Here is a 22,638-nt window from a genome sequence, read left to right on the forward strand (position 1 = left end):
AAGGAACCGGCGGCCGGCGGGCCGTCCGTCGCGGGCACCACACGGTCCCGAGCGCAAACAACCCAGTCCGCGGAGGACACTTCACCATGGCCAAGATCATCGCGTTCGACGAGGAGGCACGGCGCGGCCTTGAGCGCGGGATGAACCAGCTCGCCGACGCCGTCAAGGTCACCCTCGGCCCCAAGGGCCGCAACGTGGTCCTCGAGAAGAAGTGGGGCGCTCCCACGATCACCAACGATGGTGTGTCCATCGCCAAGGAGATCGAGCTCGAGGACCCGTACGAGAAGATCGGCGCCGAGCTGGTCAAGGAAGTCGCGAAGAAGACCGACGACGTCGCCGGTGACGGCACGACGACCGCGACCGTCCTGGCCCAGGCCCTGGTCAAGGAGGGTCTGCGCAACGTAGCCGCCGGCGCCAACCCGATGGCCCTCAAGCGGGGCATCGAGAAGGCCGTCGAGGCCGTCTCCGCCGCGCTGCTGGAGCAGGCGAAGGACGTGGAGACCAAGGAGCAGATCGCCTCCACCGCCTCCATCTCCGCCGCCGACACCCAGATCGGCGAGCTGATCGCCGAGGCCATGGACAAGGTCGGCAAGGAAGGCGTCATCACCGTCGAGGAGTCGCAGACCTTCGGGCTCGAGCTCGAGCTCACCGAGGGCATGCGCTTCGACAAGGGCTTCATCTCCGCCTACTTCGCCACCGACCTGGAGCGGATGGAGGCGTCGCTCGACGACCCCTACATCCTGATCGTCAACTCCAAGATCTCCGCGGTGAAGGACCTGCTCCCGCTGCTGGAGAAGGTCATGCAGTCCGGCAAGCCGCTGCTGATCATCGCCGAGGACGTCGAGGGCGAGGCCCTGTCGACCCTGGTGGTCAACAAGATCCGCGGCACCTTCAAGTCCGTCGCCGTCAAGGCTCCGGGCTTCGGTGACCGCCGCAAGGCCATGCTCGGCGACATCGCCATCCTCACCGGTGGCACCGTCATCTCCGAAGAGGTCGGCCTCAAGCTGGAGAACGCGGGCCTGGACCTGCTGGGCCGCGCCCGCAAGGTCGTCATCACCAAGGACGAGACCACCATCGTCGACGGTGCCGGCGACAGCGAGCAGGTCGGCGGCCGGGTCAACCAGATCCGCGCCGAGATCGAGAACAGCGACTCGGACTACGACCGCGAGAAGCTCCAGGAGCGCCTGGCGAAGCTGGCCGGCGGCGTGGCCGTCATCAAGGCCGGTGCCGCCACCGAGGTCGAGCTCAAGGAGCGCAAGCACCGCATCGAGGACGCGGTGCGCAACGCCAAGGCCGCCGTCGAGGAGGGCATCGTCGCCGGTGGCGGCGTGGCCCTGCTCCAGGCGACCGCCGTCTTCGAGAAGCTGGAGCTGGAGGGTGACGAGGCGACCGGCGCTGCCGCCGTCAAGATCGCCCTGGAGGCCCCGCTGAAGCAGATCGCGGTCAACGCCGGCCTCGAAGGCGGTGTCGTGGTGGAGAAGGTGCGCAGCCTGACCCCCGGCCACGGCCTCAACGCGGCGAGCGGCGAGTACGTCGACCTGGTCGCCGAGGGCATCATCGACCCGGCGAAGGTGACGCGCTCCGCGCTGCAGAACGCGGCCTCCATCGCCGCGCTCTTCCTCACCACCGAGGCCGTCATCGCCGACAAGCCCGAGAAGGCGGCCGCTGCCGCCGCTCCGGGTGGCATGCCCGGCGGTGACATGGACTTCTGATCCTCAAGCGGTCAGCGTCCTTCGCACCACGACGGCGCCCCCTTCCCCACGCGGGGAAGGGGGCGCCGTCGCGTCCGGGCGCGGTGCCCCCGGGCGGGGTCAGCCCGCGAGCACGGCCTCGATCGCGGTGCGCAGCTCGGGGTCGTCCGGGGTGACACCCGGGCGGAAGCGGCCGACGACCCGGCCCGAGGAGTCCACGAGGAACTTCTCGAAGTTCCACTGCACGTCGCCCGCCTCGCCCGCGGTGTCCGCCCGGGCGGTCAGCGCGTCGTACACCGCGTGCCGGCCCGGGCCGTTGACCTCGATCTTGCCGGCCATCGGGAAGGTCACACCGTAGGTCGTGGAGCAGAACTCCGCGATCTCCTCGCTCGTCCCCGGCTCCTGGCCGCCGAACTGGTTGCAGGGGAACCCGACGACGGTGAACCCCCGTCCCGACAGCTCCTTGTGCAACTCCTCCAGCGCGCTGTACTGCGGGGTCAGCCCGCACTGACTCGCCACGTTGACCACCAGCGCGGCGCTGCCGCCGGTCAACTGCCCGAAGGTGCTCGCCTCGCCCGCCAACGTGGTCACGGCCACTTCATTGAGATCGCTCATGCCCCCATCATCCTCCCGGACCGGAGCCCGCCGGGGCCGGTACCGGCTTCAGGTCGCCGCGTCGAGCGCCTTGCGCAGGTGGCCGTTGGAGGCGGTGAGAAGGCGGGCCGCCTCGGCGGCGTCCACTTTCGCCAGGAGGGTGAGGATCGCCGGTTTCACCTCGCCGTCGGTCGCGCTGAGCGCCTCCTCGATCGCGGTGTCGGCGGCCCCGGTGGCCAGCGCGACGATCCGCCGCGAGCGCGCCCGCAGCTTCTCGTTGGACGCGCGGACGTCCACCATGAGGCTGCCGTAGGTCTTGCCGAGCCGGATCATCGTGATCGTCGAGAGCATGTTGAGCACGAGCTTCTGCGCGGTGCCGGCCTTCAACCGGGTGGAGCCGACCACGAGTTCGGGGCCCACCACGACCTCGATGCCGTGGTCGGCCGCCGCGGCCAGCGGCGAGCCGGCGTTGCAGGCCAGCCCGACGGTCAGCGCGCCGGCCCGCCGGGCGAACTCCACGGCGCCGATCGCGTACGGGGTGCGGCCGGACGCGGAGATCCCCACCACGCTGTCGGCCTCGGTCAGCGCCAGCGCGTCCAGGTCCGCCGCGGCCAGCTCCTTGCTGTCCTCGGCTCCTTCGACCGAGGTGACCATGGCCTCCGGGCCGCCCGCGATCAGACCGACCACCTCGCGTCCCGGCGTGGTGTTGAAGGTCGGCGGGCACTCGCTGGCGTCGAGCACGCCGAGCCGTCCGGCGGTGCCCGCGCCGGCGTAGACCAGCCGGCCGCCGCGGCCCATCCGGGCGGCGATCCCGTCGATGGCGGTGGCGATCTGCGGGAGCTGCCCGGCGACCGCGGCCGGCACGGTGAGGTCCTCCCCGTTCATGAGGCGTGCGATCTCCAGGGTGGAGCGCCGGTCGATCTCGGCGAGTTCGGGGCGGAACGCCTCGGTGGTGAGGGTGTCCAACTCCCGGCGCAGCGCGGTGTACTGGTCGGTCATGTGCGGCTCGTTCATCCTTCTCGGGTCGGCTCGTCGAGGACGTGCGGGCAGGCGGGGCGGTCGGTCGGTCGGACGGGTGGCCGGGCGCCGCCCGTCAACTGGGGCGCGGGGCGCGGTGGGTGTGCCGGTGGGCGAGTGCTTCGTAGGAGGCGGACAGCGCGGGCGCGGCGTCGTCGTACGTCCGTTGCGCGACGCCTATGAACAGGCAGTCCACCACGAGGAGTTGACTGGTACGGCTGGACATCGCGGCCGGCCGCAGCTCGCTCTCCCGGGAGCAGGAGGTGGTGAGCACCACGTCGGCGTACTGCGTGACCGGGCCGTCGGCGCGGCCGCTGATCGCGATGGTGGTGGCGCCGCGGTCGAAGGCGACCCGCAGCGGCTCGATCACGTCCTGCGTGGTGCCGGAGTGGGTGATGGCCAACGCCACGTCACCGGGCCGCAGTTGGACGGCGTTGGTGACCGCCAGGTGCGGGTCGGCGTGGGCGTGCGCGATCAGCCCGATCCGCAGCAGCTTCTGCGCCAGGTCCTGGCCGACCAGTCCCGAGGCGGCGATGCCGTAGATGTCGGTGCGTCGGGCGGCGGCCAACGCGACGACGGCTGCCTCCAGTTGGGAGGTGTCGAGCTGGGAGGCGGTGTCGGCGAGGGTCTGCTGCTCCTCCATCGCGAGCTTGGTGACCACGTCGCCGAGCGGGTCGTCGACGGCGATGTCGGCGGTGACCGCCGGGGCGGCGCCGGTGGCCTGGTGGGCGGCGAGCGCGGCGAGCGCCAGCCGCAGGTCGCGGTAGCCGGGGTAGCCGAGCAGGCGCGCGGTGCGCACCACGGTGGCCTCGCTCGTCCCGGTGCGGACCGCGAGGGCGGTGACGGTGAGGTGGGAGCAGCCGGCCGGGTCGCTCGCGACGGCCTCGGCGACGCGCTGCATGGAGCGGGTCATGGACGGCGCGAGGGTGCGGACCTTCGCGGCGAGGGCCCCCGGATCGGGAGCCGTGACAGATGCGGGCGCGCCGGGTACGCCCCGAAGGGCGCGGACGCTCGGGGAGAAAGTTTCCTTCACGCTGTAGGTCACCTGTTGAAAGGTATTTTCGGCGCCGCGGCCGCGTCAACCCTGCGTCGACCCCGTGTCGGCCCGGCCTCGGCCCCGTGTCGGCCCGCCGTCGGCCCGCTCCGGCGGGCGGCGCGGGCGGGACCTGGACCGGTTGCACAATGGAACGATGGAAACCGTCCTCCACGACGCCCGCGCCCGCGTCCTCGCCGACCTCAGAGCCCGTGACGCCGCCGACGCCGAGGTGGTCTCGCTGCTGGAGGCCGCGCTCAGCAAGCGCCGCTGGTGGCTGGAGCAGTGGCCGCAGGGCGCGGAGTTCGTACCCGGCCTGCTGGCGCAGGACATGCAGGACGCGCTGCTGGAGACCCGCGGCCGGTGGCCGCTGTGCCCGCGGTGCGACGACCCGCACGCGCTGGCGGTGGAGCCCGAGTTGGGCGCGGACCCGCACTGGGTGTGCGAGGCCCGCGGCGAGGCGGTCGCCCCGGTCGGCGCGCTGGGCGGGTGAAGAGCGGATGACCGTGTACATCGACCCGCCGACCTGGCCGGGCCACGGCCGGGTCTGGTCGCACCTGGTGAGCGACCGCTCCTACGACGAGCTGCACGGGTTCGCCCGGCGGCTGGGCGCACCCGAGCGGGCGTTTGACCGGGACCACTACGACATCCCCGCGGCCAGTTACGAGGCGGCGGTGCGGCTCGGCGCCGTCCAGGTCGGCAGCAAGGAGCTGGTGCGGCGGCTGACGGCGGCGGGCCTGCGCCGCAGGAAGCCGCGCCCGCCCGGCCCGCGCCCGGCCCCCGGCGTGCCCGCCGAGCCCGGCCGCTGAGGTCCGCCGCTCCCGGACCAGGGGGCTTGTATGCTCCTCAAATTATCTTGACAATTAACAGGTTTGGCTGCGAAATTCACCACTGGTGACCCAGCGCGCTTCGGCGGCTACGGGTCGGCGTGGTGGGAGGCGCGGAGGGGGCTCCTCCCGCCGCGCGTCAATCTCCGCGCGTCAACCTCCGCGCGAGGTAGGGGGCGGTCCTGCTGCCCACCGCCGCGGCCACCTGCGCCGGCGGGCCGGCCGCCACCACCCGGCCGCCGTCGTCACCCGCGCCCGGTCCGAGGTCCAGCACCCAGTCCGCCCCGGCCACCACGCCCATGTCGTGCTCGACGACCACCACCGAGTTGCCCGCCGCGACCAGCCCGTGCAACTGCCGCATCAGCAGGTCGGTGTCGGCCGGGTGCAGGCCGGTCGTCGGCTCGTCCAGCAGGTAGAGGGTGTGGCCGCGCCGGGCGCGCTGCAACTCGGTGGCGAGCTTGATGCGTTGGGCCTCCCCGCCCGACAACTCCGTGGCGGGCTGGCCGAGACGCAGGTAGCCCAGGCCCACGTCGCGCAGCGTGCGCAGGCCGCGCTCGGCCGCGGGCACGTCCGCGAAGAACCTGGCCGCGGTGTCGACCGGCATGTCCAGCACCTGCGCGATGTTCCGCCCCCGGTAGGCGACCTCCAGGGTCTGCGGGTTGTAGCGGGCGCCGTGGCAGGTCGGGCAGGGCGCGTACGTACCGGGCAGGAAGAGCAGCTCGACCGCGACGAACCCCTCGCCCTGGCAGGTCTCGCAGCGCCCGGCCGCCACGTTGAACGAGAACCGGCCCGGGGTGTAGCCGCGGGCCCGCGCCTCGTCGGTGGCGGCGAAGACCCGGCGCACCGCGTCGAACAGCCCGGTGTACGTGGCCAGGTTGGAGCGCGGGGTGCGGCCGATCGGCCGCTGGTCCACGCGGACCAGGCGGTCGACCGCGTCGGCGCCCTCGACCGCCCGCACCCGTACCGCGTCTCGCGCGGAACCGCCGGCCCCGCCCTCCTCCCACGGCTCCCCGGCCCCCTCGTCGGCACCGTCCTCCGCGGCACCGTCCCCCTCGGCACCGGCCCCGTCGTCGGCGCCCTCCGCCGTGCCGTCCGGTGCCGGACGGGCCGTCACCACCTCCGCCAGCACCTGGCTGACCAGCGTCGACTTGCCCGAACCCGACACGCCCGTCACGGCGGTGAACACCCCCAGCGGTACGTCCACGTCGAGGTCGCGCAGGTTGTGCCGATCCACCCCGCGCAGCCGCAACCACCCGCCCGGCGCCCGCGGTTCACGCCCTGCCCCGCCGGGGGGCGTATCCGTGTCCCCGGCGCCGAAGAGGTACGGCCGGGTGGCCGACTCCCCGACCCCGGCCAGGCCCGGCACCGGGCCGCTGTACAGCACCCGCCCGCCGCGCTCGCCCGCACCCGGGCCCACGTCGACCACCCAGTCCGCGCGGCGCACCACGTCCATGTCGTGCTCCACCACGAACAGCGTGTTGCCCTCGGCCCGCAGCTGCTCCAGGACCGTCAGCAGCGGCTCGGTGTCCGCCGGGTGCAGCCCGGCCGACGGCTCGTCGAGCACGTAGACGACGCCGAACAGCCCGGCGCGCAACTGCGTGGCCAGCCGCAGCCGTTGCAGCTCGCCGGGGGAGAGGGTCGGCGCCGGGCGGTCCATGCCGAGATAGCCCAGGCCCAGACCGGTCAGCACCTCGATCCGCGCCACCAGGTCACGGGCGAGGGCCACCGCGGCCTCGGTGGCCTCGCCGGACACCGCCGACGCGGTCGCCGCGCCGGGCGCCGCCAGGCCCGCGGTGGCCCGCAGCACCCCGGCCAGCTCCGCCAGCGGCAGCGCGGCCAGTTCGGCGATGTCGCGCCCGGCGAAGGTGACCGCCAGCGCCTCCGGCCGCAGCCGCTTGCCCCCGCACACCGGGCACCGCGCGCTCACCAGATGGCGCTGCACCCGCCGCCGGGTCGCCGGGCTCTTCGACTCCGAGAACGCGCGCATCACATAGCGGCGCGCGCTCATGAACCGCCCCTCGTACGGGCGTTGGATACGCCCGGCCTCGCGCACCGGGTGCACCGTCACCACCGGCTGCTCGTCGGTGAACAGCAGCCAGTCCCGGTCCGCCTGCGGCAGCTCCCGCCACGGGCGGTCGATGTCGTAGCCGAGCGCGTCCACCACGTCGCGCAGGTTCTTGCCCTGCCAGGCGCCCGGCCAGGCCGCAATCGCGTGCTCGCGGATGCTCAGCGACGGGTCGGGGACGAGCGAGGACTCGGTGACCCGGTGCACCCGGCCCAGACCGTGGCACTCCGGGCAGGCGCCGACCGCGGTGTTCGGCGAGAAGGCGTCGGAGTCCAGCCGTTCGGCGGTGCCCGGCGGATAGCTGCCGGCGCGGGAGAAGAGCATCCGCAGCAGGTTCGACAGCGTGGTGACGGTGCCGACCGACGAACGGGAGGTGGGCGCGCCGCGCCGCTGCTGGAGCGCGACGGCCGGCGGCAGCCCGCTGACCTCCTCCACCTTCGGCGCGCCCACCTGCTGGATCAGCCGCCGGGCGTAGGGCGCGACCGACTCGAAGTACCGCCGCTGGGCCTCGGCGTAGAGGGTGCCGAACGCCAGCGAGGACTTGCCGGACCCGGACACGCCGGTGAAGACGGTCAGCGCGTCGCGGGGCACGTCGACGTCGACGCCGTCGAGGTTGTGCACCCGGGCGCCCCTGACGCGTACGAACCGGTCCGCGGCGCCGCCGTGATCACTGCCCACCGGTCCACTCTCCCACCGGCGCCCGGCCTCGGCATGTCCGGCCCCGGCACGTCAGGCCCTGCGCCGTACGGTCACCCGGCGGCGCGTGACGGCTCGGGCAGCAGCAGGCCGAGGGCCAGGGCGACCGGGGGGACGACGAGCAGCGCGGTCAGCGCGCCGCGCGGCCCGTGTGCGTCGGCGACGAGCCCGAGCAGCGGGGAGAGCAGGCCGCCGACGCTGACCCCGAGCCCGAGGGTCACCCCGGCCGCGGTGCCCGGGCGGGTGGGCAGGTAGTCCTGGCCGAGCTTGACCAGCACGGCGAACGGCAGGTTGAGGCAGACCCCGGTGAGGACCGCGAAGAGCAGCGGGGCGACGCTGCCCGGGGCCAGCAGCAGCCCGGCCAGCATCGGCAGCGCGAGCGCGCCGCCCGCCTGCACGGTGCGGACCATGCCGATCCGGTCCGCGAGCCGCCCGCCCAGCAGGGTGCCGCCGACCCCGCCGGCCAGGAAGCCGGTGAGCGCGGCCCCGGCCAGGCCGCGGGAGGCGTGCAGATGCCTGATCCAGTACAGCTCGATGAAGGTGTTCACCCCGAAGAAGGCCACCGAGCGCACCACTTCGACGCAGGTCAGCGCGGCGAACGGCCCCCACCGGTCCACCCCGCCGCCGCTCGCGGCCGACGCGGACGGGGCCCGGCGGGCGCGGTGGCGCAGCAGGACGTACCCGGTGAGGACGGCGGGCGGGATGAACAGGGCGGTGGCGCCGACGCCCCACGCGATCAGCGCGGGGGTGGCGAGGACCGGCGCGAGGAAGAAGCCGACGCTGCCGCCCGCCGCGAAGACGCTCATCGCGGCGGCGCTGTCCCCCGCGTCCTCCCGCGCGGACTTCCCCGCGGCCGGGTGGAACATGGCGATGCCGAGCCCGGACAGCATGATCAGGCACCACACGGCGGCGTACGAGGGCACGACGCCGGACAGGCCCAGCGCGATCCCGGCGAGCGCCACTCCGGCGCCCGCGAGCCAGCCCAGCCGCATCCGGTCCACGGCCAGCCCGATGAACGGCTGCGGCACCGAACTGCCCAGGGTGGCGGCGAGGGTGAGGCCGGACGCGGCGACGTAGCCGTAGTGCCGGTCCAGCACGAAATACGGCACGGTCGCGGGGACCAGGCCCTGGTAGAGGTCGTCGACGGCGTGCGCGACGCCCCACAGCCGCATCCGCTGCCAGGTCGTACGGGCCGGGGCCGCGGCCTCGGCCGGGGCGGGGGCCGGGGGACCGGAGGAGTCCGGTCGGGGGTCTGCCGTATCGGCACTTCGGGTCATACCGGCAGCCTGCCGAGCGGCGGGCACGGTCGGCTACCGATAGTCTGTCGACTTATGCCGACAACCCGCCAATCGGCCGCGGAGCCGCCCGAAAGGCCCGCGGCACCGGCGCCGGGCGGGCCCGCGCCCCGCCCGCTGGACGGTCCCACCCGCCACGAACTGCTGCACCGCGAGCGCATCGACTGGCACCACCACGCCGTGCACCAGCTCATTCACCCGAGCAGCGGTGTGCTGCGGGTGTCCACGCCGCTCGGTGCGTGGGTGGTGCCGCCGCACCGCGCGGTGTGGATTCCGGCGGGGGTGCCGCACGCGCACGAGGCGCACGGCCGCACCGACATGCGCACGCTGTCGTTCCCGCCCGGACACGGGCCGTTCGGCGACGACCGGCCCACCGTGGTCGCCGTACCGCCGCTGCTGCGCGAAGTCGTCGTCGCCCTCACCGAGCCGCCCGGCGGCGCCCACCCGCCCTACACCCCGGCGCAGCGGGCCGACCTCGAACGCGTCGCGCTGGTCCAACTCCGCCGGGTCGAGGCGCTTCCGCTGCATCTGCCCGCGCCCGCGGACGACCGGCTGCGGGCCGTCGCCGCGCTCCTGCGCGCCGACCCCGCCGACCCGCGCACCCTCGCGGAGTTCGGGGCCGCGGTGGGGGCCGGCGAACGCACGCTCAGCCGGCTCTTCCAGAGCGAGCTGGGCATGACGTTTCCGCAGTGGCGGACCCAACTCCGGCTCCACCACTCCCTCACGCTCCTCGCGGGCGGGCGGTCCGTCACCTCCACGGCGGGCGCCTGCGGCTACGCCAACCCGAGCGCCTTCATCGAGGCCTTCCGCCTCACCTTCGGCACCACTCCCGGGCGGGGCCGAGCCCGACCCCCCGGGCGCCCCAACCCTGCCGGCTGAGGGACCACCTCCCGGTGGGGGGTTCCCTCCGGGGTGGCGCCTCCTGCGGGTGCCGGGACCTTGCGCCCGGTATCCGGCTGGTCGCGCCGTTCCCCGCGCCCCTTCGGGCGCGGGCTTCTTCCGCGGAAGGACCCGGGCATATCCAGGGGCGCGGGGAACTGCGCGACCAGCCACCGCGGACCGCAAGATCCCGGCACCCCACAGGACGAGGCACCCCCGGAGGGAACCCCCCACCGGCAGGTGGTCCCGAAACAGCAGGTCCGGGGGCACCCGGGAGGGTCCGGTTGCCGCGGTCCCGGGGACCGCTCAGCATGAGGTGACAGGAGGTCGTCTCATGGGCCTTTACTTCGTGAACGCAGCCGACGAACTGGTGGGGGAAGCACTGGCCGGTTTCGCCCGAGCCCACGCGGAGCACATCCGCTGGGACGAGCGCGACGGCTACGTCCAAGCGCTGGAACCGGCGCCGACCCGCAGGGTCGGCCTCGTCTCGGGCGGCGGTTCGGGCCACGAACCGCTGCACACCGGCTACGTCGGCACCGGCATGCTGGACGCCGCCTGCCCGGGCCGCGTCTTCGCCTCACCCCACAACCGGCAGATCCTCGCCGCGTCGCGCGCCGTCGCGGGCAGTGACGGGGTGCTGCACGTGGTGAAGAACTACACCGGCGACAAGATCAACTTCGGTATCGCCGCGGAACGCCTCGCCCGGGAGGGCATCGCCTGCGGCCGGGTGCTGGTCGACGACGACGTGGCGACGGAGTCCGACGAGGTCGCCACGGGCCGGCGCGGCACCGGCGCGACGGTCCTGGTCGAGAAGATCCTCGGAGCGGCCGCCGACACCGGGATGGGCCTGGCGGACCTGGTCGCGCTGGGCACGGACGTGGCCGCGCGGTGCCGCAGCATCGCGGTCGCCTCCGCCGCCCACACCTCGCCCGCGACCGGCCGCCGCGCGTTCGACCTGCCGCCGGGCGCGGTGGAGTACGGCGTCGGCATCCACGGCGAGCGGGCCCGCCACACCCTCGCGGAGCGCTCGCTGCGCGACCTCGCCGAGGACATGGTGGCCGCGCTCGCCGGCTCCCTCGACCTCGGCCCGCGCGCACAGGTCGTGCTCCTGGTCAACGGGCTGGGCGGCGTCACCCGGTTGGAGCTGTACGCGGTGCTGGGTGAGGTGACCCGGCTGCTGGACAAGCGCGGCGCCGCCACCGTACGGACCCTCGTCGGCGACTACGTGACCGCGCTGGACATGCGGGGCTTCTCGCTCACGCTGCTGGCCGCCGACGACGCCACGCTCGCGTACTACGACGCCCCCGCGTCCGCCCCGGCGTGGTGCGGGCGACCGCGGGCGGGCTGACCGCGCCCGCCACCGGGCGCCCGTACGGCGGGCGCCCGTGGGCCGGCGCCAGTACCAGGTGCCCACTGCCGTGAGACCGCACCGGGCCCGGTGCGACCAGCGGGCAGGCAACGACGGGAGACGCAGCGATGCTCACATCAACCGACACCGGGTTCCCGGAGTTCTCCGAGCCCTTCCGCCCGGCCGACCTCACCGGGTTCACCGACGGGTGGGTGCGCAGATTCGCCGCGTCCGCCACCGCCACCGAGGCCGAGCTGACGGCGCTCGACCAGCAGGTGGGCGACGGCGACTTCGGGGCGAACCTGGTGGCCGGGCTCCAGGCCGCGCTGCGCCGGCTCGGCGCGTCGGCGCCCGCCTCGGCCGCACCGGCCTGGCCGCTGGAGGCGGCGGCCTCCGCGTTCCTCGACGAGGTCGGCGGCACCAGCGGCCCGCTGTTCGGGCTGCTGCTCCAGGAGATGGCGGCCGCGGTGGCGGCCGGGGACGGCCCGCCCGCCGTCGCGCTGGCGACGGGCGCCGGCGGCGGGCTGGCCGCGATCCAGCGGGTCGGCGAGGCCGCGGTCGGGGACAAGACGCTGGTCGACGCGCTCGTGCCGGCCTGCGCCGCACTGACCGCGCGGGCCCGCGCGGTGCCGGGCGACCCGAAGGCCGCCACGGCCGCCGCGGCCGCCGCCGCGTGGGGCGGTGTCCGCAGCACCGCCCGCCTCACCGCCCGGCGCGGGCGCGCCAGCTACCTCGGCGAACGGGCGGCGGGCGTGCCCGACCCGGGGGCGGTCGGGATCGCCCTGCTCTTCGCCTCGGCAGCCGAGGCGGTGCCCACCCTGACGCCGTATCTGGCCTGACACGGCGCCGGCCCGGCGTGCCGTCGGGTCCGGCACGGCATCCGGTCCGGCGCCGTACCCGGCCGGATGCCGGGGCAGGGCCGGCGCCGACGTCGGCCCTGCGGCGGGTGGGAGGCGGGCGGCGGCACGGGGACGCGGGGCCGCCCGCCGGTCAGGGGGCCGCCGTCAGCGGGCGGACCAGGAGAAGATGTTCGGGTCGTCGAGTGAGGCCACCCAGATGTCGACGGTGGCCGCGAGGTCCTCGCCCGGCCAGGGGCCGACGCCCATGGTGCGCAGGCCGGCGCGGGTGGCGGCCTCGATGCCGCAGGCGGAGTCCTCGACGGCGAGGGACTCGGCGGGGTCGGCGCCGCACAGGCGCGCGGCGACGAGGTAGACGTCGGGGGCGGGCTTGGGGCGGATGCCGGGCCCGGGCACCACGATGTGGTCGAAGTGCTGCCGGAGGTTGGCGGTGCGCAGGCAGGTGTCCACCACGTCGAGCGGGCAGTTGCTGGCGACCGCGAGGGGCGCGAACTTCGCCGCGTTGGCGACGAGTTCCCCCGCGCCGGGCATGGTCTGCGGGTCGTCGGCGACCAGGGCGCGGAAATGGTCCAGCAGCCGCTCGGTGACTTCGCCGCCGAGCTCGGGCCGACCGGATTCGTCGGCCATCAGCTGGCCGCATTCCGTGTAGTGCAGGCCCTTGCTGCGCTCGGCGAAACCCTCCGCCGGCGTGAGCCGGAAATCACGGAGCGTCAGGTCGCGGGCGTCCTGCCAGTGCCGTTCGGTGTCCATCAGCGTGCCGTCGCAGTCGAAGACAATCGCCGTCGGGGTCCACGAAAAGAGTGGGTGAGGAGTCATGGGGGGAAGGTCCGTTCGAGAATGCCTGAAAGCGCGTGGGAGAGTCGTCGGTAATACGGGCCGACAGGCGGCTGCGCGCTGTTTCGTCAGGCAGGCGCGGGCTCTCGACGGGCGCGTCCATAAATCCCGCGGACTTGGCGGAATGCGGAGGGGACCGCCGAGAACATATCGATCATTACGTTATGGACGGCTGTGCACGGGAGTCAAGCGAATGCAATAAGTCACACCGCGTGTCGTCGGTATCCCAGGACGCCGTAGGCGGTGCAGGCCGCGCCCTGGCGGACCCGGAACACACATGTGCGGTGGTGCGGCACGGGTTCGATCCGGGCCGGCGGCGCGAACTCGGTGAAGCGGGTGGCCACCAGGCGGCCGCTGACCGGGCGCAGCAGCGTGCCGCCACTCGCCTCGGCCGCGGCCTGCCGGGCGGCCTCCAGCAGCACCATCCCCGGCACGTGGTCGCTGGCGTGGTCGAAGAAGAACGGGTGGCGCCGGTCGGCCGGTTCGACGGCCAGGGCGCCGCCGCGGCGGGAGATCAGCACGTCGCCGCGGCCGGCGACCGCGAGCGCGGCGGGCGAGGGGCGGCTGTCCGGCGCCGCGGCCACCGCGGGTGGCGCGGGGTCGCGGTGCCGGTCGCGCACCAGGGCGTAGCCCTCCCCGTCGAGGAAGCGGGCGCTGCCGCCGGCCCGGGCGAACTGCCGCCCGCCGCACGCGTAGTGGACCTCCAGCCGCAGGCCGGTGACCGCGCCGCCGGCGTCCCGGCGGACCGCGCCGACCTCGACCGCGCAGGTCACCTCGGTGGCGCCGTGCCCGACCCGCGGCTCCCGGCCGGGCGCGAGGGCGAAGTACAGGTCGCCGATGAGCAGATGGGTGTCCGGCGCGACGCCGAAGTAGCGCAGCGGCAGGTAGATGCCCAGCTGGCGGAGCGTTTCGGCGACCAGCAGCGGGCTGTGCAGGTCCGAGCCGTCGCGCGGGAAGGTGGGGTGCGAGCGCGGCCAGCAGGCGGCCGCCGCGAACCCGCCCGCGCGGTCCGGCCGGACATCCGTCAGCAGTACCTCGGCGACCGACGAGCGGTGCACCATTTCCCGGGCGACCGTGCGCGACCAGCTCAGCCCCGGCGAATCGTTCTTCCCGGAATTCCGTGGGAAACCATCCACGACCGAATGATTCATACCATAAGAAGAACTCACGTCCGGCTGATTCGCACGTGCGTCGTCCGCCCCCGGCGCGGTTCGGCGTTCGCGACGCGCTAGATTGCCGTGGTCGGCGACGAAGCGGCTATCGGGGTGAATGTGCAGGGGCGAGCGGAGACGACGCGCAGGTGTCTGGTGGAGGCGGCGGCGCGGCTGTTCGACGAACACGGTTATGCCGGCACCAGTATCAGCGACATCAGCGCGCTCTCGGGGCGGACCAGCGGTGCGATCTACTTCCATTTCGGCAACAAGGAGCAGTTGGCGCTCGCCGTGGTGGAGGCGCACTTCGCCACCTGGCCGGCGATGATCGCCCGGGTCCGGGCGGCGTACGACTCGGCGCTGGAGAAGCTGGTGGCGCTGAGTTTCGAGGTCGCCCGCGCCTTCCGCGACGACGTGGTGGTGCGGGCCGGGTCCCGGCTGTGGACCGAGCGCCGCGCCATCGACGCCCCGCTGCCGGCGCCGTTCCTCGGCTGGATCGACACGGTGGGCTCCCTGCTGCGGGAGGCGGACGCACAGGGCGAACTCGCGGGCGGGCTGGCGCCCGAGACGGCCGCGGTGGGCGTGGTCTACGCGTTCTTCGGGATGCACACCGTCTCCGATGCCCTCGACGGGCGGGACCAGATCGAGGACCGGCTCTACGACCTGTGGCTGCTGCTGCTCGCCGGGTTGCGGGCCAGGACCGAGGCGACCGCGCTGCTGGCGCGGGTGGGCGCGGCCCGGGGGTCCTGCCTGGCGCTGTGAGGCGGGGCGCGGTGGAAGCGGCAAGGTGGTCGGGTGCCGCGTGGCGCCCGGGGGGCGGGGGTGGACTTCCGGGGCGGCCGTGGACAATGATCGGCATGCCCGAGAGCCGAGCCGAAGCCCATCCCCGTTATGCCGCACTGCTCGCGGAGTGGTCCGAACTGCTGCGGCGCTGCCGGACGGCTGCGGACGACGAGCCCGACCCGGCGGTCTACGGGCGGGAGTTGCTGGCCCGGTGGGCCGAGCCGCAGCGGCGCTACCACACGCTGGACCACCTGGTCGCGGTACTGGCGCGGGTGACGGAGCTGACGGTGTACGCGCACGACCCCGACACGGTGGCGCTCGCCGCCTGGTTCCACGACGCGGTCTACCGTCCGGACCGCAGCGAGAACGAGGAGCGCAGCGCCGCGCTCGCCGAACGGGCGCTCACCGAAGCCGGGGTGGACCCGGAGCGGGTCGCGCAGGTCGCCCGGCTGGTGCGGCTGACGGTGGACCACGACCCGGCCGAGGGCGACGCGGACGGCGAGGTGCTGTGCGACGCCGACCTCGCGGTGCTGGCCGGCGACCCGGCGGCGTACGCGGCCTACGCCGCCGCGGTCCGCGATGAGTACGGCTTCGTGCCCGACGAGGACTTCCGGGCCGGCCGCGCCGACGTGCTGCGCCGGCTGCTCGCGCTGCCGCGGCTGTTCCGCACGGAGTACGGCCGCACCCACTGGGAGCAGGTGGCCCGCCGCAACGTCGGCACCGAACTGGAGTTGCTGGAGGCATAGTCCGCCGTACTCGCCCGGGTGATCGGGAGACCTGACCCTCGCGCTGGGAGGGACTGGTGTGGCACCCTTGCTCATATGTCTAGACCAATCTTCGAGGTGATCGCCCTCGGCGCCGAGGATGCCGTCGCGGCCCAGCAAGGCGGCGCCGACCGCCTCGAACTGGTCAGCGACATGGCGGCCGACGGGCTGACGCCCTCCCGCGAGACGTTCGCCGCGATCCGGGCGGCGGTGCGGATTCCGCTGCGCGTCATGCTGCGGCTGTCCGACGGCTTCGCCGCCGGGGACGCCGACGCGCTGGACGTGCTGTGCGAGACCGCGCAGGGCCTGCGGGCCGAGGGCGCCGAGGAGTTCGTGCTCGGCTTCCTCGACGCGGGCGGCCGCGCCGACCTCGACGCGGTGTACGCGCTGGTCGACGTGATCGACGGCTGCCGCTGGACCTTCCACCGCGCGATGGACCACGCCGTCGACCGCGACGCGCTGCGCCTGCAACTGGCCGGACTGCCCGGCCTGGACACCTATCTCACCGCCGGCTCCGCGCACGGCGTCGGCGCCGGGCTGCCGGTGCTGTGCGAGGAGGCCGCGCGGACCGGCGAGCCGGGCTACGAACCGGCGCTGCTGGTCGGCGGCGGGCTGCTGCTGGACCACGTGCCGGCGCTGCGCGCCGCCGGGCTGACCGGCTTCCACGTCGGCGGCGCGGTACGTCCCGGCGGCTGGGCCGCACCCGTCGACGCGGCCGCCGTACGCACCTGGCGCGAGGCCATCGACGCGCCCGTCGCCGTCGGCTGACCCCGCGTCAGCCGCAGCGAGTCACCGGACCGCGTCACCCGGAGTGCGTCGCCGGACCGCGTCGCCGGAATGCGGCACCCGGACCGGGTCAGCCGGCGCGCGTCGCCGGGACGCTCCACCGGACCGCGTCGCCGGACCGCGTCGCCGGACCGCGTCAGCCGGGACGCACCACCGACCGCCTCACCGGAACGCGCGCGTCGCCGGGCGGCCCGCTGCCGCGGATCAGCCCGCCTGCGCCAGCGCGGTCGGCAGCGGGGCGCTGTGCAGCACCGTCAGGCCCGACACCGCACGGGTCAGGCAGACGTACAGCCGGCGCAGGCCCGTCCGCTCGTCCGGCTCGGCCGCCACGATCGCGGCCGGGTCGTCCATGACCACGTAGTCGTACTCCAGACCCTTGGCCAGCGACGCGGGGACCAGGGTGAGGCGGGCGGTCGCCGAGGTCTCCTCGCCCGGCGACAGGTACGGCAGGCCCGCGGCGTCGAGCGCGGCGGCCAGCGCCGGGACGCGCGGGTCGGCCGCGATCAGCCCGATCGAGCCCTCGTGGCCCAGCGATTCGCGGCATGCGGCGAGCACGGCCGCGTCGAGCGCGTCCTCGGCCGCCGGGCGCACGTACAGCGCGCCGGGCGACTCGCGGACCGAGGTCGCCGGCGCCAGACCGGGCGCGATCGACGGCAGCAGCCGGGACGCGTAGGCGATCACCTCGCGCGGCACACGGAACCCGCGGGTCAGCTCCTCGACCCGCGCGTCCGGCTTCCCCAGATGGGACAGCGCCTCCGCCCAGGACGCGGTCGCCCAGGGCGTGGTGCCCTGCGCGAGGTCGCCCAGGATCGTGGCCGACCCGGTGGAGCAGCGCCGGCCGACCGCCCGGTACTGCATCGGCGACAGGTCCTGCGCCTCGTCCAGCACCACATGGCCGAGCGAACCGGTGCGCTGCACCAGGTCGTTCGCCTCGTCGACCAGCACCGCGTCGGCCGCCGACCACTTCGCCCCGGCCAGCCCCCGGGCCGGCTTCGCCCACAGCAGCGCCTGCTGCTCCTCCGGCGACAGCAGCCCCTCGGCGCAGGAGGCGAGGAACTCCGGGTCGGACAGCAGCCGCAGCACCGTCTTGGCCGGGTCCACCGGCGGCCAGCACGCCTTGACCGCGGCCTTCACCGCGGCGTTGCGGGCGACCGCGTCCTGCACCCGGTCGTCGGGCGCTTCGCCGGACCGCTCCATCTGCACCAGCACCGCGTGCGCGATCCGCTGCGGCAGCGCCTCGCGGGCGGCGCCGTAGCGGATGTCGCGGTCGGCCATCTCCTGGACGATCTCCGCCAGTTCGTACGCGGGCACCCGCCAGCGCCGCGAGCCGCGCACCACCACGACCGGCTCGGTCGGCATGCTGATGCCCGAGCGGACCGCGCGCCGCAGCACCTCCGCCATGCGCGCGTCGCCCTTCAGCCGGGCGGTCCGCGCCGAATCGGTGCCGCGCACCGGGACATGGGCCACCAGGTCGTCCACGGTGGCCTGCTTGACCTGGAGTTCGCCGAGCGCGGGCAGCACCTGCTCGATGTACTGGAGGAAGGACGCGTTCGGCCCGATCACCAGGGTGCCGGTGCGGGCCAGCCGCTCCCGGTGCGCGTACAGCAGGTACGCCACCCGGTGCAGGCCGACGGCGGTCTTCCCGGTGCCGGGCGCCCCCTGCACGCAGACGGTGCCGCCGACCCCGGCGCGCACGATCTCGTCCTGCTCGGGCTGGATCGTGGCCACGATGTCGCGCATGGGCCCGACGCGCGGCCGCTCGATCTCCGACTGGAGGAGCTTGCTGGAACGGTCCGCCTCGGCGGGGTCGGACAGGTGCTCGTCCTCATAGGCGGTCAGGTCACCGCCGGTGTAGCCGAAGCGGCGGCGCAGCCGCACGTCCATCGGTTCGTTGCGGGAGGCGCGGTAGAAGGGCTGCGAGACCGGGGCGCGCCAGTCGATGACCATCGGGTCGCCGCCCGCGTCATGGACGTGGCGCCGCCCGATGTAGAAGCTCTCCCCGTCAGCCCCCTCGGCGTCTTCGACGCCCGGCGCGTGCAGGTAGTCCAGGCGCCCGAAGAAGAGCGGGGTGTCGGCGAGGTCGGCGAGCGCCTTGATCCGCGCCTCGATCTCGCCGGCGAGGATCTTGGCGTTGACCCAGTTCCCGGTGACGTCGCTGATGTCGAGCGCCTCGACGTCCTGCCGCATGGCCCGCAGCGCGGACCGGGAGGCCGACAGGTGGGCGCGCTCCCGGCCCAGCGGGTCGGCGGCGTCGGGGGAGCCGGGGCTTTCGGGGACGAGGGCCGTGGCGTCGGGCGGAACGGGCTGGTCGGGGGCGTGCGAGGGCACGGCTTGGCCTCCGGGCTGGTACGGGGGAGCGTACGGCGGGGCGTACGCGCACGGTGGTGACACGAAGGGGCCGGCCGGTTTCCGTCCGGGCGGCGGCACTCCCGTCCGGGAGGCGGCAAGACGCGGAACTATACGCCGCGGGCCGCGGCAGCACCAACCGTTTTCCGCCCGCCCCGCGCCCGCCGTCCCGCCCGCCCGCGTGCCCCGGCCCGCGGCTTTCCCCTCGGGGTGACCCTGACAGGCCGGTCAGGGTCGCGGGTCCACCCGAGGTCGCACCCGCCCGGCCCGATATCCGTCCACGGCCCGACGTACGCCGGGCGTGTGATGCCTACCGTGGAGACATGGCCTCCACCACACTCCACCCAGGTCCCACCGCCCACGGCGGCACCGCCCTCGGTGCCCGCCCCGACCAGCCGCGCCACCTCGTCGGCAACGCGCTGCGCGCGGTCAAGGTGTTCGTCACCACCGCCGTCGAGGTCGTCATCCTCGGCGCCGAGGGCAAGCGCTACTGACCCCGCCGGCGCCACGGCGCCACCCACCGCGGGTTACCGCTGAGTAGTACCCGCGCACCCGGATGAGTACGGCGGCGCATGTGCGCCACCGCCCCGGGTCGGTGTGATGGTCGTATGAGGACACACACCGCAGGGCACTGCCGGGCGGCCGACGAACCGGAGCCCGCCCAGCCGCACCCGTATCCGCACCCGAGCCCGAGCTCGTACCCGCAGCCGTACGCCGGCCGCGACGCACGCCCTCGCGGCCCTGCCGGGGCGCTCCCGCCCCGCCCGCCCGTACCGCCGCTGCCCCCGCACCCGCCGGTCGGGGCCTGGCCGTACGCCCTGCCGCCGGAGGGCGGCGCACCGCGCCCGGAGCGCCGCAGCCTCCTCGTCCAGGTGCTGTGCACGGTGCTGTGCGTGCCCCTCCTCGGGTTCGGCGCGCTGTGCTGCGTGTTCTCGCCGTTCGCGACCGCCTCGTGCGACCCGGCGGGCTGCCGCGCGCTGTTCCGGGCGATCGCGGTGAACCCCTGCGTGCTGCTGGCGTCGGTGCTGCTGCTCGCCGGCTGCTGGGCCGTCCCCGAGGGGCGGCAGGGGCGGCAGGTGCTGCGGACCCTGCTGGGCGCCGGGGCGCTGGCCGCCGCGGTGACCGCAGTCCACCTCTACCTCCACCTGCCGCCGCCGAGCTGAGCGCGGCGGATCAGGCGTCCTCGGCCGCCGCGGGACCCGCCAGGAGGTCGTCGGCGTCCACGATGCGGTAGGCGTAGCCCTGCTCCGCCAGGAACCGCTGGCGGTGGGCGGCGAAGTCCTGGTCGATGGTGTCGCGGGCCACCACGGAGTAGAAGCGCGCCTCGTGCCCGTCGGCCTTCGGGCGCAGCACCCGGCCCAGCCGCTGCGCCTCCTCCTGCCGCGAGCCGAAGGTGCCGGAGACCTGGATGGCGACCGTGGCCTCGGGCAGGTCGATGGAGAAGTTCGCCACCTTCGAGACGACCAGCACCGACAGTTCGCCGCTGCGGAACGCGTCGAAGAGCTTCTCGCGCTGCGCGTTCGTCGTCTCGCCCTTGATCACCGGGGCGCCCAGGTGCTCGCCCAGCTCGTCCAGCTGGTCGATGTACTGGCCGATCACCAGGGTCTGCTGCCCCGCGTGCCGGGCCACCAGCGCCTCGGTCACCTTCCGCTTGGTCGCGGTGGTCGCGCAGTAGCGGTACTTCTCCTCGGTCTCGGCGGTCGCGTACGCCAGCCGCTCGCTCTCGGTGAGGTTGACCCGCACCTCCACGCAGTCGGCGGGCGCGATGTACCCCTGCGCCTCGATCTCCTTCCACGGCGCGTCGAACCGCTTCGGGCCGATCAGCGAGAACACGTCCGACTCGCGGCCGTCCTCGCGCACCAGCGTCGCGGTCAGGCCGAGCCGGCGGCGGGCCTGGAGGTCGGCGGTGAACTTGAAGACCGGCGCCGGCAGCAGGTGCACCTCGTCGTAGACGATCAGGCCCCAGTCGCGGGAGTCGAACAGCTCCAGGTGCGGGTAGACGCCCTTCCGCTTCGTGGTCAGCACCTGGTACGTGGCGATGGTGACCGGGCGGATCTCCTTGCGGGTGCCGCTGTACTCGCCGACCTCCTCCTCGGTGAGCGAGGTACGCCGCACCAGTTCGTGCTTCCACTGGCGGGCCGAGACGGTGTTCGTCACCAGGATCAGCGTGGTGGCCTTCGCCTGCGCCATCGCGCCGGCCCCGACCAGGGTCTTGCCCGCGCCGCAGGGCAGCACGACCACCCCGGAGCCGCCGTGCCAGAAGCCCTCGACGGCCTGCTGCTGGTAGGGGCGCAGCGCCCAGCCGTCCTGGTCCAGCTCGATCGGGTGCGCCTCGCCGTCGACGTACCCGGCGAAGTCCTCGGCGGGCCAGCCCAGCTTGAGCAGCACCTGCTTGATCTGGCCGCGCTCGGAGGGGTGCACCGCCACGGTGTCCGCGTCGATCCGCGCGCCGACCAGCGGCTGCACCCGCTTGGAGCGCAGCACCTCCTCCAGCACGGGGCGGTCGGTGGTGGTCAGCACCAGGCCGTGCGCCGGGTGCTTGCTCAGCCGCAGCCGGCCGTAGCGGTCCATCGTCTCGGCCACGTCGACCAGCAGCGCGTGCGGCACCGGGTACCGCGAGTACTCGACCAGCGCGTCCACCACCTGCTCGGCGTCGTGGCCGGCCGCGCGGGCGTTCCACAGGCCGAGCGGGGTGAGCCGGTAGGTGTGGATGTGCTCCGGGGCCCGCTCCAGCTCGGCGAACGGGGCGATGGCGCGGCGGCAGGCGTCCGCCTGCTCGTGGTCGACCTCCAGGAGGAGCGTTTTGTCGCTCTGGACGATCAGGCAGGACAAGGGGGCCTCCGAGGGATGGGCGAACAGACAACTGTACTTCGCCGCGCGGGTGGGGACGGGGTGCGTCCGGACAGGCGAATCTGTGCGCGGCACGAGCTTGGCATACAAGATGAACAGTCTTATTTGATGTTTTCTGCCCCCATGAATCACCAGCAGACGCATCCCCCCACGGAGCAGCGCCGCCGGGGGACCTTCCACGCTGCCGCGGCCGCCACGGCAGTGGCCGGCGCGGCGGTCATGGCCACGGCCGGCCTGCTGCTGCCCGGTACCCCGGCAGGCGCCGCCACTTCGGACGACGGCGCCGCGACCGCCGTGACCGCCGCGACCGCCGCGCGCGGGGCGGCCGCGGAGCCGTCGGACACGGGCTTGCCGAACGGCAGCCAGTGGCCGCCGAAGAGCGAGGCGCCGGCGACGACGTCCGCGGCGGCGTCCTCGGCGGCGGCAGCCGACGACGACACGTCGTGGCCGAACGGCAGCCAGTGGCCGAACGGGGCCGAACCGTCGTCGGCGCCGTCCGCCCCATCGGTTCCCTCCGTTCCGTCCGCCCCGTCCTCCGCGTCCGACGGGTACGGCGGCGGTTCGGCCCCGAGCGACCACGACTCCACGGCGCCGGGCGGGTACGGCGGTGGCTCGGCCCCGAGCCACGGCTCCTGGCCGAGCGAGCACCCGGCGCCGACCGACAGCGAGAGCTGCCCGCCCACCGCGCCCCCCACCACGACCCCGCCGACCAAGCCTCCGACGACTCCTCCGTCGCATCACCCGACCAGGCCGCCGACTGCTCCTCCGTCGCATCACCCGACCAGGCCGCCGACTGCTCCTCCGTCGCATCATCCGACGAAG

21 protein-coding genes are annotated in these 22,638 nt (G+C 74.5%); 11 read left to right on the forward strand and 10 right to left on the reverse strand.

The genetic code is table 11. The features are described 5' to 3' along the window. Positions 1–86: 86 nt before the first annotated feature. The gene (gene groL, locus AC3ERT_RS31685) at positions 87–1,712 is read left to right on the forward strand and encodes a chaperonin GroEL (RefSeq protein WP_335970740.1); all 1,626 of its coding nucleotides are present in this window, start codon (positions 87–89) and stop codon (positions 1,710–1,712) included. A 99-nt stretch (positions 1,713–1,811) separates the two neighbouring features. Here groL and AC3ERT_RS31690 read toward each other — a convergent pair whose 3' ends face one another. The 3 genes from AC3ERT_RS31690 to AC3ERT_RS31700 form a co-directional block, all read right to left on the reverse strand. Beyond that, the gene (locus tag AC3ERT_RS31690; protein WP_335970742.1) at positions 1,812–2,306 is read right to left on the reverse strand and encodes a glutathione peroxidase; all 495 of its coding nucleotides are present in this window, start codon (positions 2,304–2,306) and stop codon (positions 1,812–1,814) included. A gap of 48 nt (positions 2,307–2,354) precedes the next feature. Further along, the gene (gene murQ / locus AC3ERT_RS31695; RefSeq protein ID WP_335970744.1) at positions 2,355–3,284 is read right to left on the reverse strand and encodes an N-acetylmuramic acid 6-phosphate etherase; all 930 of its coding nucleotides are present in this window, start codon (positions 3,282–3,284) and stop codon (positions 2,355–2,357) included. 94 nt (positions 3,285–3,378) lie between these two features. Continuing rightward, complete coding sequence (locus AC3ERT_RS31700) at positions 3,379–4,347, reverse strand: MurR/RpiR family transcriptional regulator (RefSeq protein WP_335970745.1); 969 nt, start codon at positions 4,345–4,347, stop codon at positions 3,379–3,381. A gap of 145 nt (positions 4,348–4,492) precedes the next feature. On the opposite strand from AC3ERT_RS31700, the gene AC3ERT_RS31705 reads away from it, so the two are divergent. Beyond that, positions 4,493–4,828: a hypothetical protein gene (locus AC3ERT_RS31705; protein ID WP_335970747.1), complete on the forward strand. Its 336-nt coding sequence runs from the start codon at positions 4,493–4,495 to the stop codon at positions 4,826–4,828. A 7-nt stretch (positions 4,829–4,835) separates the two neighbouring features. Continuing rightward, positions 4,836–5,144, forward strand: a complete 309-nt coding sequence (locus AC3ERT_RS31710; RefSeq protein WP_335970749.1) for a DUF4031 domain-containing protein — start codon at positions 4,836–4,838, stop codon at positions 5,142–5,144. A 157-nt stretch (positions 5,145–5,301) separates the two neighbouring features. Here AC3ERT_RS31710 and AC3ERT_RS31715 read toward each other — a convergent pair whose 3' ends face one another. Further along, positions 5,302–7,905: an excinuclease ABC subunit UvrA gene (locus tag AC3ERT_RS31715; RefSeq protein ID WP_435128331.1), complete on the reverse strand. Its 2,604-nt coding sequence runs from the start codon at positions 7,903–7,905 to the stop codon at positions 5,302–5,304. A 71-nt stretch (positions 7,906–7,976) separates the two neighbouring features. Then, entirely contained in the window at positions 7,977–9,200 is a 1,224-nt protein-coding gene (locus AC3ERT_RS31720) for an MFS transporter (RefSeq protein ID WP_435128328.1), read from the reverse strand. A 54-nt stretch (positions 9,201–9,254) separates the two neighbouring features. Here AC3ERT_RS31720 and AC3ERT_RS31725 point away from each other — a divergent pair, with 54 nt between their 5' ends. From AC3ERT_RS31725 to dhaL, 3 genes are all read left to right on the forward strand, one after another. Next, on the forward strand, positions 9,255–10,097 hold the full coding sequence (locus tag AC3ERT_RS31725) for an AraC family transcriptional regulator (protein WP_435128325.1): 843 nt from the start codon (positions 9,255–9,257) through the stop codon (positions 10,095–10,097). Between the two features lie 334 nt (positions 10,098–10,431). Next, positions 10,432–11,445, forward strand: a complete 1,014-nt coding sequence (locus tag AC3ERT_RS31730; RefSeq protein ID WP_435178268.1) for a dihydroxyacetone kinase subunit DhaK — start codon at positions 10,432–10,434, stop codon at positions 11,443–11,445. 128 nt (positions 11,446–11,573) lie between these two features. Continuing rightward, complete coding sequence (gene dhaL, locus AC3ERT_RS31735) at positions 11,574–12,284, forward strand: dihydroxyacetone kinase subunit DhaL (RefSeq protein WP_335970754.1); 711 nt, start codon at positions 11,574–11,576, stop codon at positions 12,282–12,284. 165 nt (positions 12,285–12,449) lie between these two features. Here the strand turns inward: dhaL and AC3ERT_RS31740 are convergent, their stop codons facing one another. After that, the gene (locus tag AC3ERT_RS31740) at positions 12,450–13,118 is read right to left on the reverse strand and encodes an HAD family hydrolase (protein WP_335970755.1); all 669 of its coding nucleotides are present in this window, start codon (positions 13,116–13,118) and stop codon (positions 12,450–12,452) included. Between the two features lie 221 nt (positions 13,119–13,339). Then, complete coding sequence (locus AC3ERT_RS31745) at positions 13,340–14,287, reverse strand: ScbA/BarX family gamma-butyrolactone biosynthesis protein (RefSeq protein WP_335970756.1); 948 nt, start codon at positions 14,285–14,287, stop codon at positions 13,340–13,342. Between the two features lie 156 nt (positions 14,288–14,443). Here AC3ERT_RS31745 and AC3ERT_RS31750 point away from each other — a divergent pair, with 156 nt between their 5' ends. The 3 genes from AC3ERT_RS31750 to AC3ERT_RS31760 all read left to right on the forward strand — a co-directional run bounded on the left by AC3ERT_RS31750 (position 14,444) and on the right by AC3ERT_RS31760 (position 16,602). After that, positions 14,444–15,049, forward strand: coding sequence for a ScbR family autoregulator-binding transcription factor (locus AC3ERT_RS31750; RefSeq protein WP_435178270.1), 606 nt, complete (start codon positions 14,444–14,446; stop codon positions 15,047–15,049). Positions 15,050–15,144: 95 nt separating this feature from the next. After that, on the forward strand, positions 15,145–15,816 hold the full coding sequence (locus AC3ERT_RS31755; RefSeq protein ID WP_435128311.1) for an HD domain-containing protein: 672 nt from the start codon (positions 15,145–15,147) through the stop codon (positions 15,814–15,816). A 75-nt stretch (positions 15,817–15,891) separates the two neighbouring features. After that, positions 15,892–16,602, forward strand: coding sequence for a copper homeostasis protein CutC (locus AC3ERT_RS31760; protein ID WP_435128308.1), 711 nt, complete (start codon positions 15,892–15,894; stop codon positions 16,600–16,602). A gap of 222 nt (positions 16,603–16,824) precedes the next feature. Here AC3ERT_RS31760 and AC3ERT_RS31765 read toward each other — a convergent pair whose 3' ends face one another. After that, positions 16,825–18,948 (reverse strand): HelD family protein, encoded by a 2,124-nt coding sequence (locus AC3ERT_RS31765; RefSeq protein ID WP_435178272.1) that lies wholly within the window; start codon positions 18,946–18,948, stop codon positions 16,825–16,827. A gap of 341 nt (positions 18,949–19,289) precedes the next feature. Here AC3ERT_RS31765 and AC3ERT_RS31770 point away from each other — a divergent pair, with 341 nt between their 5' ends. Further along, positions 19,290–19,460 carry a hypothetical protein gene (locus tag AC3ERT_RS31770; protein WP_435128302.1) on the forward strand — a complete coding sequence of 57 codons (171 nt, stop codon included), beginning with the start codon at positions 19,290–19,292 and terminating at the stop codon, positions 19,458–19,460. 114 nt (positions 19,461–19,574) lie between these two features. Then, complete coding sequence (locus AC3ERT_RS31775) at positions 19,575–20,129, forward strand: hypothetical protein (RefSeq protein WP_435178274.1); 555 nt, start codon at positions 19,575–19,577, stop codon at positions 20,127–20,129. A gap of 10 nt (positions 20,130–20,139) precedes the next feature. Here AC3ERT_RS31775 and AC3ERT_RS31780 read toward each other — a convergent pair whose 3' ends face one another. Both AC3ERT_RS31780 and AC3ERT_RS31785 read right to left on the reverse strand, forming a co-directional pair. Continuing rightward, positions 20,140–21,798 carry a DNA repair helicase XPB gene (locus tag AC3ERT_RS31780; RefSeq protein WP_335970765.1) on the reverse strand — a complete coding sequence of 553 codons (1,659 nt, stop codon included), beginning with the start codon at positions 21,796–21,798 and terminating at the stop codon, positions 20,140–20,142. A gap of 146 nt (positions 21,799–21,944) precedes the next feature. Then, complete coding sequence (locus tag AC3ERT_RS31785) at positions 21,945–22,529, reverse strand: hypothetical protein (RefSeq protein WP_435178298.1); 585 nt, start codon at positions 22,527–22,529, stop codon at positions 21,945–21,947. Positions 22,530–22,638 lie beyond the last annotated feature (109 nt).

Source organism: Actinacidiphila sp. bgisy145 (genome assembly GCF_057708125.1).

Excerpts from the sequence above, each read along its gene's own strand:
- groL (WP_335970740.1), top strand. The coding sequence starts at position 87 with ATGGCCAAGATCATCGCGTTCGACGAGGAGGCACGGCGCGGCCTTGAG.
- AC3ERT_RS31690 (WP_335970742.1), bottom strand. The coding sequence starts at position 2,306 with ATGAGCGATCTCAATGAAGTGGCCGTGACCACGTTGGCGGGCGAGGCG.
- murQ (WP_335970744.1), bottom strand. The coding sequence starts at position 3,284 with ATGACCGACCAGTACACCGCGCTGCGCCGGGAGTTGGACACCCTCACC.
- AC3ERT_RS31705 (WP_335970747.1), top strand. The coding sequence starts at position 4,493 with ATGGAAACCGTCCTCCACGACGCCCGCGCCCGCGTCCTCGCCGACCTC.
- AC3ERT_RS31710 (WP_335970749.1), top strand. The coding sequence starts at position 4,836 with ATGACCGTGTACATCGACCCGCCGACCTGGCCGGGCCACGGCCGGGTC.
- AC3ERT_RS31720 (WP_435128328.1), bottom strand. The coding sequence starts at position 9,200 with ATGACCCGAAGTGCCGATACGGCAGACCCCCGACCGGACTCCTCCGGT.
- AC3ERT_RS31725 (WP_435128325.1), top strand. The coding sequence starts at position 9,255 with ATGCCGACAACCCGCCAATCGGCCGCGGAGCCGCCCGAAAGGCCCGCG.
- AC3ERT_RS31730 (WP_435178268.1), top strand. The coding sequence starts at position 10,432 with ATGGGCCTTTACTTCGTGAACGCAGCCGACGAACTGGTGGGGGAAGCA.
- dhaL (WP_335970754.1), top strand. The coding sequence starts at position 11,574 with ATGCTCACATCAACCGACACCGGGTTCCCGGAGTTCTCCGAGCCCTTC.
- AC3ERT_RS31740 (WP_335970755.1), bottom strand. The coding sequence starts at position 13,118 with ATGACTCCTCACCCACTCTTTTCGTGGACCCCGACGGCGATTGTCTTC.
- AC3ERT_RS31745 (WP_335970756.1), bottom strand. The coding sequence starts at position 14,287 with ATGAATCATTCGGTCGTGGATGGTTTCCCACGGAATTCCGGGAAGAAC.
- AC3ERT_RS31755 (WP_435128311.1), top strand. The coding sequence starts at position 15,145 with ATGCCCGAGAGCCGAGCCGAAGCCCATCCCCGTTATGCCGCACTGCTC.
- AC3ERT_RS31760 (WP_435128308.1), top strand. The coding sequence starts at position 15,892 with ATGTCTAGACCAATCTTCGAGGTGATCGCCCTCGGCGCCGAGGATGCC.
- AC3ERT_RS31770 (WP_435128302.1), top strand. The coding sequence starts at position 19,290 with ATGGCCTCCACCACACTCCACCCAGGTCCCACCGCCCACGGCGGCACC.
- AC3ERT_RS31775 (WP_435178274.1), top strand. The coding sequence starts at position 19,575 with ATGAGGACACACACCGCAGGGCACTGCCGGGCGGCCGACGAACCGGAG.